This window comes from Cryobacterium sp. TMT2-4, assembly GCF_004402575.1.
In the GTDB taxonomy this organism is placed as follows: domain Bacteria; phylum Actinomycetota; class Actinomycetes; order Actinomycetales; family Microbacteriaceae; genus Cryobacterium; species Cryobacterium sandaracinum.
The window spans coordinates 1-13397 of the sequence record NZ_SOGE01000014.1; the positions used below are offsets into that span (position 1 = coordinate 1).

General features: G+C 68.1%; 10 protein-coding genes. 5 read left to right on the forward strand and 5 right to left on the reverse strand.

Annotated elements, in window-relative coordinates; genetic code table 11:
• Nucleotides 1-482 precede the first annotated feature (482 nt).
• Nucleotides 483-839, forward strand: a complete 357-nt coding sequence (gene erpA, locus E3O54_RS03705; protein ID WP_104099952.1) for an iron-sulfur cluster insertion protein ErpA — start codon at nucleotides 483-485, stop codon at nucleotides 837-839.
• A 116-nt stretch (nucleotides 840-955) separates the two neighbouring features.
• Here erpA and E3O54_RS03710 read toward each other — a convergent pair whose 3' ends face one another.
• Nucleotides 956-2287 carry an MATE family efflux transporter gene (locus E3O54_RS03710; protein WP_233191240.1) on the reverse strand — a complete coding sequence of 444 codons (1332 nt, stop codon included), beginning with the start codon at nucleotides 2285-2287 and terminating at the stop codon, nucleotides 956-958.
• 297 nt (nucleotides 2288-2584) lie between these two features.
• Between E3O54_RS03710 and E3O54_RS03715 the strand changes: the two genes are divergently transcribed.
• The 3 genes from E3O54_RS03715 to E3O54_RS03725 all read left to right on the forward strand — a co-directional run bounded on the left by E3O54_RS03715 (nucleotide 2585) and on the right by E3O54_RS03725 (nucleotide 6413).
• Nucleotides 2585-3358: a DUF222 domain-containing protein gene (locus E3O54_RS03715; RefSeq protein WP_241976745.1), complete on the forward strand. Its 774-nt coding sequence runs from the start codon at nucleotides 2585-2587 to the stop codon at nucleotides 3356-3358.
• A 112-nt stretch (nucleotides 3359-3470) separates the two neighbouring features.
• Nucleotides 3471-5435 (forward strand): M13 family metallopeptidase, encoded by a 1965-nt coding sequence (locus E3O54_RS03720; protein WP_134400978.1) that lies wholly within the window; start codon nucleotides 3471-3473, stop codon nucleotides 5433-5435.
• Nucleotides 5436-5504: 69 nt separating this feature from the next.
• Nucleotides 5505-6413 carry a serine hydrolase gene (locus E3O54_RS03725; RefSeq protein WP_134400979.1) on the forward strand — a complete coding sequence of 303 codons (909 nt, stop codon included), beginning with the start codon at nucleotides 5505-5507 and terminating at the stop codon, nucleotides 6411-6413.
• Nucleotides 6414-6503: 90 nt separating this feature from the next.
• On the opposite strand, the gene E3O54_RS03730 is transcribed toward E3O54_RS03725, so the two are convergent.
• Together E3O54_RS03730 and E3O54_RS03735 are read right to left on the reverse strand one after the other, a co-directional pair.
• Nucleotides 6504-6737 carry a YbdD/YjiX family protein gene (locus E3O54_RS03730; protein WP_104099947.1) on the reverse strand — a complete coding sequence of 78 codons (234 nt, stop codon included), beginning with the start codon at nucleotides 6735-6737 and terminating at the stop codon, nucleotides 6504-6506.
• Entirely contained in the window at nucleotides 6734-9028 is a 2295-nt protein-coding gene (locus E3O54_RS03735; protein ID WP_104099946.1) for a carbon starvation CstA family protein, read from the reverse strand. Before E3O54_RS03735 ends, E3O54_RS03730 begins: the two co-directional genes overlap by 4 nt.
• 164 nt (nucleotides 9029-9192) lie before the next feature.
• On the opposite strand from E3O54_RS03735, the gene E3O54_RS03740 reads away from it, so the two are divergent.
• Nucleotides 9193-10578 carry a glycine--tRNA ligase gene (locus E3O54_RS03740; RefSeq protein ID WP_104099945.1) on the forward strand — a complete coding sequence of 462 codons (1386 nt, stop codon included), beginning with the start codon at nucleotides 9193-9195 and terminating at the stop codon, nucleotides 10576-10578.
• 248 nt (nucleotides 10579-10826) lie between these two features.
• Here the strand turns inward: E3O54_RS03740 and E3O54_RS03745 are convergent, their stop codons facing one another.
• Together E3O54_RS03745 and E3O54_RS03750 are read right to left on the reverse strand one after the other, a co-directional pair.
• Entirely contained in the window at nucleotides 10827-11891 is a 1065-nt protein-coding gene (locus tag E3O54_RS03745) for an alcohol dehydrogenase catalytic domain-containing protein (RefSeq protein WP_134342522.1), read from the reverse strand.
• A gap of 88 nt (nucleotides 11892-11979) precedes the next feature.
• The gene (locus E3O54_RS03750) at nucleotides 11980-13344 is read right to left on the reverse strand and encodes a glutamyl-tRNA reductase (RefSeq protein WP_134400980.1); all 1365 of its coding nucleotides are present in this window, start codon (nucleotides 13342-13344) and stop codon (nucleotides 11980-11982) included.
• Nucleotides 13345-13397 lie beyond the last annotated feature (53 nt).

The window sequence follows — 13397 nt, forward strand, 5'->3', positions numbered from 1 at the left end:
CTCGTAGACACCGAGCCCCGCAAGTTCGGGGCGGTCAAGAAGGACGTCAGACATATTTACCTCTTCTGCCACCCCGGCAACCCGGATATTAGTCCGGTCATCCCGAGCCGGACTCCGTGAGGAGACCGGCTGAGAACGAGTTGTGAGGACGGCTCAGGTGCGCACCGCTGAGAGATCAAAGACAATCAGGGCCACGCCGTGCTGCGTCGCGGTCATCTGGACCGCGCGCATAAAAAAAACGGGAACACTTCACCCTAGGCTTCAGGGTTTCATCTGGCTACACTTCGGCTCGTTTTGGCGGGTCACCGGCAGGTCGTCGAGGGGTCGTCGGGGAGGCGCGGGCACGCAACGGATGCCGGCGGCAGTCTCCGGGGTTCGCAGAACGGCCGCGGGAGCTTAGAGTGTCTGAATACTCGCGCAGGCGAAACGCTCAAGCGGAGCGGTCCCGACGCGTCCATGCAGCGTGAAGTCCGAGGAGTCTCATGACCGACACCATTGCCCCCATCGCACCGGCCCACGGCGTCGGCCTGACTGACGCTGCCGCGCTGAAGGTGCGCAGCCTGCTTAGCCAGGAGGGTCGCGAAGACCTGAACCTGCGCGTAGCCGTGCAGCCCGGAGGCTGCTCCGGCCTGATCTACCAGCTCTACTTCGACGAGCGCATTCTCGAGGGCGACGTCGTCGTGGACTTCGACGGCGTCGGGGTCGTGCTCGACAAGATGAGTGTGCCGTACCTCGAGGGTGCCTCGATCGACTTCGAGGACACCATCGCGAAGCAGGGCTTCACGATCGACAACCCGAACGCCGGCAGCAGCTGCGCCTGCGGCGACTCCTTCAGCTAGAGTCGCCGCCGCCGTGCCTGGCCTTCCGGCGCCGGTCGCGGAGGCTGGCGCACGGGAGAACCTGCGCCCACTTTCCGAGCTGCGCCGCGGCCGTCAGCGCTGGGGCTGCCCCGGTGTCAGCGGGCGCCGACGACCATCCACTTCGCCGCCCGGGCGCGCAGCCCGAGCGTCACCCCGCGTGCGCCGAGGTAGCCGAACGCGAACGCCGCCATCAGCCAGGCCAGTCCCGCTGGTCCCGACGGCGCCAGCAGCAGCACCGCGACGGCCAGCGGCACGAACGCGGCCAGGTTCACCAATCCGGTCAGGGCCAGGTAGCGCGCGTCGCCGGCACCGATCAGCACTCCGTCGAGCACAAAGACCACCCCGCCGAGCGGAACGGATAGCCCGAGCACGATCAGGGCCGCCGGCAGCAGGTCGCTGACCTCGGTCGCGTTCGTGAACAGTCGGCCGAGCACGCCGCTCGCGGCGATCACCAGCAGCCCGAGCGCGGACCCGCTGAGCACGCCCCATTCGAGGCAGCGCCTGAGCACCGCGCGCACCTCGGCCAGGTTGCCGGCGCCGAGGCCCCGGCCCACCAGCGCCTGTGCCGCGATCGCCAGGGCGTCAAGGGCGAACGCGAGCGTGGCAAACAGGGTCATCGCGATCTGGAAGGCGGCCAGCTCGGGAGAACCGAGGCTCGTGGCCACGAAAACCGCGAGCAACATGGCCGCACGCAGGCTCACCGTGCGCAGGAACAGCCAGCCGCCGGATGCCGCGCCCCGCAACATCCCGACCCGATGCGGGCGCAGCGGCGCACTCTCGCGGCGGGCGTGGCGGCCGACGACGGCAAGATAGACCGCGACCATCGCCCACTGTGCCACGACTGTGCCGAGGGCGGATCCGACGATGCCGAGTCCCAGGCCGTAGATGAACACCGCATTCAGCAGGATGTTGACCGAGAACCCGATCCCGGCCACCCACAGCGGGGTGCGGGTGTCCTGCAGCCCGCGGAGCAGCCCGGTCGCCGCGAAGACGAGCAGCATGGCAGGCAGTCCGAACATCGATGGGCCCAAGTAGCTGACGGCCGCGGCGGTGACGGCGGGCTCGGCGCCGAACGCGCCGACGAGCAGGGGGGTGGCGAACCAGCCCGCAATCGCGAGCAGCACACCGAGGCCGAGGGCCAGCCAGAGTCCGTCGATGCCGACGGCGACCGCACGGCGGCGGTCACCGGCCCCCAGCCAGCGGGCCACCGCGGGCGTGGTGCTGTAGGCCAGGAAGACCATCAGGCCGATGATCGTTTGCAGCACGGCGCCGGCCAGGCCGAGTCCGGCCAGCGGAACGGCGCCGAGGTGCCCGACCATGGCGGAGTCGGCGAGCAGGAAGAGCGGTTCGGCGATGAGCGCGCCGACGGCGGGAATGGCGAGGCGCAGGATCTCGCGGTCGATGGGCTGCGGGCGGAGCACGGTGATGGTGATGCCAAAACTCTAGTTCAGCCCCTCCGCACCCGGTGTCCGCTTCCGGTGGTCGAGCCTGTCGAGACCCGGCGAGCCAATCTCCGCGCTGCCAGACAAGACTTCGAAACTAATGCTATAAAGTGTCCATAATAAGTGACAGAGACTCGACTACCTGTATGACATCAGGTACCCTCGTACCATGACGAACCTCGCGGATGACCTCAGTCGGGCGGCCGACGCCGTCGCCCTGCTGGGCTCCTCGATCAGGCCGGCATCACCGCCCGGGAGAAGCAGGCCCACGACGACCGCTCCCTGAAGGTCTACCGGCTGAGCAATGGCAACGTGCGCCTGAACGGGCTCTTCGCCCCCGAAGACGGCGAGTTCGTGCTCTCCACCTTCGACTCCATCACCAGCCCCCGCCGCGGCGGAGTGCGCTTCGTCGACCCGGAACGCGCCGCCTGGGCCCAAAAAATGCAGGACGACCCGCGCAGCACCGAGCAGATCAACGCGGACTCCCTCGTGCAGCTGCTCACAATCGCCGGCGAAGCCGACCCCGGCCGGGTCTTCGGCGGACGCCGCCCCTCGGTGCGCGTGATCGTGACCGAGAAAGCCCTCACAGCCGAACCCGCCGAGCCGGGTGCCGCCGAACCCGCCGCTCACGGGCAGATCGAAGGCAACCCGGTCCCCATCTCGCAGGAAACCATCGACCGGGTGCTCTGCGACACCGGCACCCGCGGCACCAAGTTCGACGACATCGGCCAAATCATCAACGTCGGCCGTGACGAACGACTCTTCACCGAGAAACAACGCGCCGCGATGGGAGTGCGCGACGGCGGATGCCGGTGGGTCGACTGCGACCGATCACCAGCCTGGACCGAAGCCCACCACATCAACGACTGGCTCACCGACAGCGGAGACACCAACCTCGCCGACGGAGTACTGCTCTGCCACCCGCACCATCTACTGCTGCACAACCAGCACTGGAAGATCACCCGCACCGGAACGCAACACTGGCTGCGGCCACCGGTGGAGAACGATCCGGAGCAGACACTGATCGCGCTGCCGAGCAAGGCGGTGGGGCTGTAGCTCCGGGTCTCGGCGCGCTCGACCAGCGAGCCGGGAGGTCCACCGCCATCCGTGTGCACACCCGATAGGTCTCTACCAGCTCGGCCACTGTCACAGCGAATAGGGTGGAGGCATGACTGACCAGGGGACCGCATCCGGAATCGACCGCGACGAACTTGACCTCGAGGTGCGTCCGCAGGACGACCTCTTCCGCCATGTGAACGGCAAGTGGATCGCCCGCAGCGAGATCCCGGCCGACAAGGCCCGCTGGGGCTCGTTCTACCTGCTCGCCGAGGAATCGGAGAAGGCCGTCCGGGAAATCATCCTCGAAGCCCAGACCGCCGCCCCCGGCACCGAGGAGCGCAAATTCGGCGACCTCTATGCCAGCTTCCTGGACGAGGACCGCGTCGAAGAGCTCGGAGCGACCCCGCTCGCGGCCGATCTCGCCATCGTCGACGCCGTCACCTCCATCCCCGAGCTGCTCGGCACCCTCGGCCGCCTCGAGCGCGCGGGCGTGCCCGGCGCCTTCGGTCTCTTCGTCGACAACGATCCGGGGGACCCCGAGCGCTACCTCGTCTTCGTCGAGCAGGGCGGGCTCGGCCTCCCCGACGAGTCCTACTACCGCGACGAGAAGTTCGCCGCGATCCGGGAGTCCTACCAGGCGTTCCTGACCCGGATGTTCGGCCTCGTCGGCACCCCGGATGCCGCCGGTCGCGCCGAGCGCGTGTTCCTTCTCGAAACCGAGCTCGCCACTCACCACTGGGACAAGGTGCGCTCGCGCGACAGCGAGAAGACCTACAACCTCAAGACCTGGGGTCAGGTCACCGCGTTGGCCGCCGGCGCCGACCTGCACCTTTGGCTTGACGGGCTTGACGGCCCGGCCGGTGCTCTCGACGAGGTTGTCGTGCGCCAGCCCAGCTTCGTGACCGGTCTGGCGGAGATGCTCACCGAGGACCAGCTCGAGGGCTGGAAGGACTGGCTACGGTGGCAGATCATCCGTTCCAGCGCCGCGTTCCTGTCGAGCGATTTCGTCGAGTCCAGCTTTGACTTCTACGGTCGCACCCTGACCGGCACTCCCCAGTTGCGCGAGCGCTGGAAGCGTGGCGTCTCGCTCGTCGAGGGGGCGCTCGGCGAGGCCGTCGGGCGCATCTACGTCGAGCGGCACTTCAAGCCCAGCGCGAAGGCGAGCATGGACATACTCGTGGCCAACCTGGTCGAGGCCTACCGCCGGAGCATCACCGAACTCGACTGGATGACCGCGGAGACGCGCGCCCGTGCGCTCGACAAGCTCGAGAAGTTCACCCCCAAGATCGGCTACCCGGTCAAGTGGCGGGACTACTCGACCCTTTCGGTCGACCCGGCCGACCTGATCAAGAACGTGCGCGCCACGAGCGAGTTCGAGTTTCAGCGGGAATTGGGCAAGATCGGCAACCCGCTCGACCGCGACGAGTGGTTCATGACCCCGCAGACGATCAACGCGTACTACAACCCGGGCTTCAACGAGATCGTCTTCCCGGCCGCCATCCTGCAGCCGCCGTTCTTCGACGATGCCCGCGATTCCGCCTCCAACTACGGCGCGATCGGCGCCGTCATCGGCCACGAGATCGGCCACGGCTTCGACGACCAGGGCTCGAAATACGACGGCACCGGGCTACTCACCGATTGGTGGACCGAAGATGACCGCACGGCCTTCGAAGAACGCACCGGCTCCCTGATCGAGCAGTTCAACGAGCTCGCCCCGCATCAGGTTCCCGACCACCACGTGAACGGCGCACTCACCATCGGCGAGAATATCGGCGACCTCGGCGGGCTCTCCATCGCTTGGAAGGCCTACCTGATCTCGCTGGACGGCCAGGCGCCGCCCGTGATCGACGGACTCACCGGCACCCAGCGCTTCTTCCTCTCCTGGGCACAGGCCTGGCAGCTCAAGATGCGTGACGAGGAGGCCGTCCGCCTGCTCTCGATCGACCCGCACTCGCCCAACGAATTCCGCTGCAACCAGATCGTGCGCAACATCGACGAGTTCTATACGGCGTTCGGCGTCACCCCGGACGACGCTCTCTGGCTGGACCCGGAAAAGCGCGTTACGATCTGGTGACCTCAGCGCGACCGTAAGCCCGTGTCACCGGGGTCGAGCAGCCCGAATCTACGTAAGGACCTGCCCACTGTGGCCATGCCATCCCAGGACTCAGAGCGCCGGTCTCGCCACTCCTCGGCGCGCCGCGGCAGGCACGGCGGCGTGGACGCCACGGCGAACTTCAGCCGCGGGTTCCAGGCGCTCGGTGACCTCGCGGTCGACGGGGTGCAGGTCTCGGCCCGCGCCACCGATTTGGTCACCGGCCGGGTGCTGTTCTCCGTGGACGACCACGTGGTCATGCCCACCGCCGGCATCGGCACGGTGCTTCTGCTGATCGAGGTCGCCGCCCGGCTCCGCGACGCCGACTTCGGCGCGTACACGATCCTCGATCGCACCGTGTCCGATTCGGTCGCCGGATCCGGCCTCTGGCAGCACCTGCAGGCTCCCTCGCTGCCGATCGCCGACCTCGCTGCGCTGATCGGTGCCATCAACGACAACCTGGCCACCAATGTGCTGCTCCGCGCAGTCGGCCTGGACGCGGTGCGGTCCCGCGCCGAGCAGCTCGGACTCAGCCGCACCGCCCTGCTCGACCTTGTGCGCGACCGGCGCGGTCCCGATGACGCGCCTCAGCTCTCGGTCGGCAGCGCCAAGGAGCTCACCTGGCTGTTCACGGCGCTGGCCCGGGGGGAGGTCGTCGATGCGGAGGCGAGTGAGCGCGTGCTCGGCTGGCTGTCGCTCGGCGCCGACCTGTCCATGGTCGCCAGCGCGTTCGGGCTCGACCCGCTCGCGCATCGGTCCGGAGATCACGGCCTCCTGCTGGTCAACAAGACCGGAACGGATGCCGGCGTGCGCAGTGAGATCGGCATTCTGCGCGGCCCGCGCGCCGGGGTGACCTACATGGTCTCGATGTCCTTCGCGGACACCCGCCTCTCGTCCCGGCTCGCGGTGCTCGACGGGATGCGCGCGGTCGGCCTCGACCTGCTGGAATACGTGCACTGACCGGCGCCGCCGGTGAAAACAGGAAAACAGGGCTGCCCCCGCGAAGGAATCCTTCGCGGGGGCAGCCCTGGGCGATGGTGGCGCACCCGCTCAGCAGCACCGACCCTGGGGGTTGATGTCCTGGCGGTCGGTCTGGTCGCGCCAGAATTCGCGTTCCGTCATCATCACTGGTCCGGAGCAGGCGGCGGCATCCGGGTCATGAATCGATTCGTCGTGGGCCTCATGGTGGGCCTTGTACTTGTCGTAGGCGTCTTCACCCATGACCCCCCTCATGAACCAGGCGAAGCTCTTCGCGCCGTGGCGGACACTGGCGAGCAGATTCATCGGCGGGTCGTCCTCCCTGCCTTGTCCAGCTTGGCCTGGGCGATCTGGGTGTCCCAGCGTGCGGCCAGCTTCTTCTCTTCCGGAGTGGCTACGAAGCCGGACGGGGCGAACATCTGCGACGCCACCGCGTCATCCTCGTTGGTGCCGAAGCTGCGGGACTTGTAGGACTTCCAGGTGGCTTGCACGGCGGTGACCATCACGATGATGGCCAGCACGACGAACAGGATCGAAAGGACGCCCTGCACCATCGTGTTGCGCACGACCGCCTCCATCGCCTCGACGGTCTTCGCCGTGCCGAAGCTGGTGAGTCCCTCATCCAGAGCGTTGGAGAACGCTCGATTCTGGGCGAAGTAGCCCACGGCGGGAACGGTCGAGAAGATCTTCAGGAACGACGCGTAGATGGTCACGACGGCGGCGAAGGTCAGCGGCAGCGCCACAACCCAGAGGTACGTGAACAGCCCTCGCTTGGCCACGATCGCCAGGCAGACGGCCAGGGCGATGGCCGCCAGCAGCTGGTTCGCGATTCCGAACAGCGGGAACAGGGTGTTGATGCCACCGAGCGGGTCGGTGACGCCCATCACGAGCACGGCACCCCAGGCGGCGACCATGATCCCGGTCGTGACCCAGGCGCCCGGGCGCCAGGAGGTGTTCTTGAACTTCGGGAAGAAGTTGCCGAGGCTGTCCTGCAACATGAACCGGGCCACGCGGGTTCCGGCATCGACGGCGGTCAGGATGAACAGCGCCTCGAACATGATCGCGAAGTGGTACCAGAACGCCATCATCCCCGAGCCGCCCACAAGCTGGTGCATGATGTTGGCGAGGCCGACCGACAGTGTCGGGGCGCCGCCGGTGCGGGACACGATGGTCTCCTCGCCCACGTTCTTCGCGGTCTCGGTGAGCATCTCGGGGGTCAGGTTGACACCGGTCAGTCCGAGGCTGTTCACGAATGTGACAGCACCCTCAACGGTGCCGCCGGTCAGGGCCGGAGAGGAGTTCATGGCGAAGTAGATGCCGCGGTCGATCGACAGCGCGGCGACGAGCGCCATGATGGCGACGAATGATTCCATCAGCATTCCGCCGTAACCGATGAACCGGGTCTGGCGTTCCTTCTCGATCAGCTTCGGTGTCGTGCCGGAGGCGATCAGGGCGTGAAAGCCGGACAGGGCGCCGCAGGCGATGGTGACGAAGAGGAACGGGAAGAGCGAGCCGCTCACCACGGGGCCGCCGCCGTTCACGAACTCGCTGGCGGCCGGGGCCGAGATCTCGGGGCGGACGATGATGATGGCGATTGCCAGCATCCCGATCGTGCCGATTTTCATGAAGGTGGACAGGTAGTCCCGGGGGGCCAGGAGCAGCCAGACCGGAAGGATGGCGGCCACGAAGCCGTAGACGATGATGCCGATCGCGAGGGGCAGCGGTTCAATGGCGAAGAAGGTTGAGCCCCACTCGGTGTCCGCGATCATGCCACCACCGATGATGGCGGCCAGCAGCAGGATGAAGCCGATGATCGAGACCTCGGTGACCCGGCCCGGGCGGAAGAAGCGCAGGTAGACGCCCATGAACAGGGCGATCGGAATGGTCATCGAGACCGAGAAGACGCCCCAGGGGCTGTCCGCGAGGGCGTTGACGACGACGAGGGCGAGGATGGCCACGATGATGACCATGATCGCCAGAGTCGCGACGAGGGCGGCCGTGCCGCCCACCTTGCCGAGCTCGTCCCGGGCCATCTGACCCAGGGAGCGTCCGCCGCGGCGCATTGAAAAGAACAGCACCATGTAGTCCTGCACCGCGCCGGCAAGCACGACACCGACGATGATCCAGATCGTGCCGGGCAGGTAGCCCATCTGGGCGGCCAGCACGGGGCCGACGAGCGGTCCGGCGCCGGCGATCGCGGCGAAGTGGTGACCGAAGAGAACCCGGCGGTCCGTGGCCGCGAAGTCTTTGCCATCGGCCTTGTACTCGGCCGGCGTCGCGCGCCGGTCATCGGGGTGCAGCAGGTGCTTCTGGATGTAGTTGGAGTAGAAACGGTAACCGATCAGGTACGTGCAGACGGCGGCGAAGACGAACCAGATGGCGTTGACGGTCTCGCCGCGAACGACGGCGAGCATCACCCAGCTCAGCCCGCCGAGCAGCGAGATGCCGCCCCAGATCCCGATCTTCAGGGGGGTCCAGTGGGCTTCCTCGGCGTCGTGGGTGGTCTGGTCGAGAGCAACGGGCAACAGGAGGGGATCCCGGTCCAGCTCCTCACCCCGCTTGGCTGAATCGTGTGGCGTTCGGGGCTTGGTGCCCATGATCTCTCCTTTGAGGTACCCGCAAGGACTGCGGAAATCCTTAGCAAGGCTAACAGCTTGGCGGCACCTTCCGGACGGACGCCTAAAATGGACGGAGCGCCGGGCGGCTTCTGCCTGTCCTGTGTGCTTTCCAGATCCCCCGCCCTCTCGACCATTGGAGCCCCGTGGCCGCCCTCTCCCGCCTCGATTCCGTCATCGCCCTTGCCCGCCACCGCGGGTTCGTGTTCCAGGCCGGTGAAATCTACGGTGGGTCCCGGTCTGCCTGGGACTATGGGCCGCTGGGCGTGGAGCTCAAGGAGAACATCAAGAAGCAGTGGTGGCGCTTCATGGTCACCAGCCGCGACAACGTGGTGGGCCTCGACTCCTCGGTGATCCTTCCCCGCAAGGTGTGGGAGGCATCCGGTCACGTCGAGGTCTTCAGCGACCCGCTGGTCGAGTGCACGAGCTGCCACAAGCGCTTCCGCGCAGACCACCTCGAGGAGGAATTCGAGGAGAAGAAGGGCCGCCCGCCCGAGGGCGGCATCGACGGCATCCCCTGCCCGAACTGCGGAAACCGTCATATTTGGACCGAACCGCGCGCTTTCTCCGGCCTGCTCAAGACCTACCTCGGCCCGGTCGACGACGAGGCCGGCATGCACTACCTGCGCCCCGAGACCGCGCAGGGCATCTTCGTGAACTTCGCCAACGTGCTGCAGGCTGCTCGCATGAAGCCGCCGTTCGGCATCGGCCAGATCGGCAAGAGCTTCCGCAACGAGATCACCCCGGGAAATTTCATCTTCCGTACCCGCGAGTTCGAGCAGATGGAGATGGAATTCTTCGTCGAGCCGGGCACGGATGAGACGTGGCACCAGTACTGGATCGACCAGCGCCTGAAGTGGTATACCGGCCTCGGCATCAACGTCGACAACCTGCGCCTGTTCGAACACCCGGCCGAGAAGCTCTCGCACTATTCCAAGCGCACCGTGGACATCGAGTACCGCTTCGGTTTCAGCGGCAGCGAATTCGGCGAGCTCGAGGGTGTTGCCAACCGAACCGACTTCGACCTCAGGACGCACGCGGAGGCATCCGGCAAGGATCTGTCCTACTTCGACCAGACGAAGAATGAGCGCTGGGTTCCCTACGTGATCGAGCCGGCGGCCGGACTGACCCGCTCTCTGATGGCGTTCCTGGTAGACGCGTACCACGAGGAGGAAGTGCCCAACGCGAAAGGCGGCGTCGACAAGCGCACCGTGCTGAAACTCGACCCGCGCCTGGCGCCGATCAAGGTCGCCGTGCTGCCGTTGTCCCGCAACGAGGCGCTCTCGCCGATGGCCAAGTCCCTCGCGGCGCGGCTGCGCGAGTCCTGGAACGTGGACTTCGACGACGCCGGCGCCATCGGCCGCCGCTACCGCCGCCAGGACGAGATCGGCACCCCGTACTGCGTCACGGTCGACTTCGACTCGCTCGAGGACCAGGCCGTCACCGTGCGTGACCGCGACACCATGGCGCAGGAGCGCGTGCCGCTCGACAAGCTCGACGCCTACCTGGCCGAGCGCCTCCGCGGCGCATAGCCGAGTCTGCCGGCCGCGCGCTACCGGCTGGGGCCGGGGGTACCGCTGGCGGTACCGGTGGGGTGCTGGTGCAGGGGGTACCGCTGGCGGTACCGGTGCCGGTGGGGTGCTAACTCAGGAGAAGTCCCGCGGGCGAGCTTCGGCGGTCCCGGAACGGCGGCACCGCGGCGACCGGACACACCGGTTTTCCTGAGTTGGCCCCACAGGTGGAGGGAGACGGATACCTAGCGAGCCGCCGCCGCACGAGTTCAGGGGCGGGCGAGCTCGATCAGGGTAACGCCGCCCGGCGTGGCCGGGTCACTCATGGCGGCGAGGGCGGCGGGCGCCTCGGCCAGGCTGAGGCGGCGGCCGATCAGGTCCTGCGGGCGCAGCCGGCCGGAGGTGACCAGGGCCAGCAGGGCCGGATAGTCGCCCGCGGGCATCCCGTGGCTGCCCATCACGGTCAGTTCGCGGGCGATGACGTCGCCGAGCGGAAGCCGTGGGTCTTCCGCCAGCAATCCGATCTGGACGTGGCGTCCCCGGGTTGCCAGTGAACGGATGGCGATGCCCACCGTGCTCTCCCGGCCGAGCGCCTCGACGCTGACCTGCGCACCCGCACCCGCATCCGTGCCCCTGCCTGTCACCGAGCGGATCCGCGCCACCACCTCATCGTTCGAGAGCCCGGCGGAGTCCACCGTGAAGGTCGCGCCCACTCGCGCGGCCGTCTCACGGGCCGCGGCACTGATGTCCACGGCGATCACGGTCGCACCGAGCGCCGCGCCGATCATGACCGCGGAGAGACCGACGCCGCCGCAGCCGACCACGACGAGGGTCTCGCCCGCCTGCAACCGGGCCTGATGCACGAGTCCGCGATAGGAGGTGGCGAAGCGGCAGCCGAGCAGTGCGGCGGCGCCGGCATCCAGTCCAACGGGAATCGCGATCAGGTTGACGTCGGCGTTGTGCAGGGCCACCCGCTCCGCATAGGAGCCCCAGTGGGTGAAGCCGGGCTGGGTCTGGTTGCGGCAGACCTGGCCGTTGCCGTCCCGGCACTCCGGGCAGTCGCCGCAGGCGCAGACGAACGGCACGGTGACGCGCTGGCCCACGGCGAAGCGGCGCACCTCGGGCCCCACGGCGTCGATCACGCCGACGAGCTCGTGGCCCGGAACGTGCGGCAGGGCGATGCCGGCGTCGTGCCCGAGCCAGCCGTGCCAGTCGCTGCGACAGAGGCCGGTGGCCTCCACTCGCACGACGACCCCGGACGCGGACGGCACCGGGTCAGGAACCTCCCGCAGCTCGGGTACGGCACCGAACGCGTCGAACCAGACGGCTCTCACCCGCGGATCCCGGCCGTGCTGTGCACGCTCGCACCGTGCAGGCTCGCACCGTGTGCGCTCGCACCGTGCGGGGCCAGGCCGCCCACCGTCAGGATGCCACGGGGCCGATATCGGCGACCGTGGCCGCGGTCCCGGCGGCGGGCAGCTCAACCTGGACTCCGAACAGGGCATCGAGTCCGGTCAGGAATGCGGCCTGCTCGCCCGCTCGGGCCAGCTCGCGGGATCGCACCATCGGGGTGTGCAGAAGCACGCCGGCCAAGTGGCGCAGGGCCGCCTCGGTCTGCTCGCTGTTGTCGCCGCGGTTGCGCGCCCGTTCGATCTCACCGTCGAGGAGGTCGAAGACGTAGCTGCGAAGGGCCACGACGGCCGGGGCGAGGCTCTGCTCCTCGGCAACCGCGGAGAACTTGCGGGCGGCGCGGCCCACGAGCAGTCGGGCGTCGCTGGTGGCGTTGAGCTCCTCGAGCGGCGCGTGGATGCGGATGGTCTCGAGGTCGAGCAGCTCGACGCCGGCCAGGTCGGTGACGTCCGGGTCGACGTTGCGCGGCAGACCCAGGTCGATGATGAGCCGGCGCGGGATCTCGGTCGGGGCATCCGTCATCGGGCAGGAGGGCAGTGTGCGCGCTTCGGCGGCCGGGAGCTGCAGGGAGAGTGCGCGGCCCGAGTGGAGCAGGGCCGCGTCGATCACGTGGGTGTCGGCGGTCGTGCAGGTGAGGATCAGGTCGGCCTCGGCGGCTTCGATGGCGAACGCCGACTCGGCGACGGCGGTGATCTGATGCGAGGTGGCGAACTTCTGAGCGCGGCCCGAGGGGGAGTACACCCGCACGTCCTCGGCGCCGAGGTCCCGCAGCGCGGCGAGGGAAGCCCCCGCGTAACGGCCCGTGCCGACCAGGAGCACGCGGGTCTGGGCCCAGTCCGTGATGCGGCTTTCGGCCAGTTCGAGGGCCAGGCGCACGAGTGAACGTCCCGCGGCTCCGATGCCGGTGCGGTTCTTGACGCCCCGCGAGGTCTGCGACGCACGCTGGAAGAGGCGTTCGAGTTCGGGGCTGGTGGTGCGGGAGAGCCGGGCCTGCTCGAGGGAGCGGCGCACCTGGCCGGCGATTTCGCCCTCGCCGACGACCACCGATTCGAGGCCGCTCGTCACGGCGAAGAGGTGCTCGGCGACGCCGCTGCCGTGCACCAGGTCCAGGGTGTTCCGCAGAACGTCGACGGCCACGCCGGTGCTCGCACTGACGCCGTCGATGGCGGCGTGCACGGCCGAAAGTGGGGAGGAGCCGAGCGGTTCGTCGAGGTCGAGGTAGGCCTCGAACCGGTTGCAGGTGGCCACGACCACGGCACCGACCAGGGCCGGGTGCCGCTCGAGAATGCCACCCGCCGTGTCGTTCGCACCGACAGACAATTTCTCCAGCACGTCGAAGCTGGAGTTCTTATGGCTGGCGGACAGGCAGATCAACACCAGACGAGTCTACGACCTGTGGCTGAGGGCCCGAATCGCCCGAGTGTCGGAAG

Coding starts and splice junctions, on each gene's coding strand:
- E3O54_RS03735 (WP_104099946.1), bottom strand. CDS start 9,028: ATGGGCACCAAGCCCCGAACGCCACACGATTCAGCCAAGCGGGGTGAG.
- E3O54_RS03720 (WP_134400978.1), top strand. CDS start 3,471: ATGACTGACCAGGGGACCGCATCCGGAATCGACCGCGACGAACTTGAC.
- E3O54_RS03730 (WP_104099947.1), bottom strand. CDS start 6,737: ATGAATCTGCTCGCCAGTGTCCGCCACGGCGCGAAGAGCTTCGCCTGG.
- erpA (WP_104099952.1), top strand. CDS start 483: ATGACCGACACCATTGCCCCCATCGCACCGGCCCACGGCGTCGGCCTG.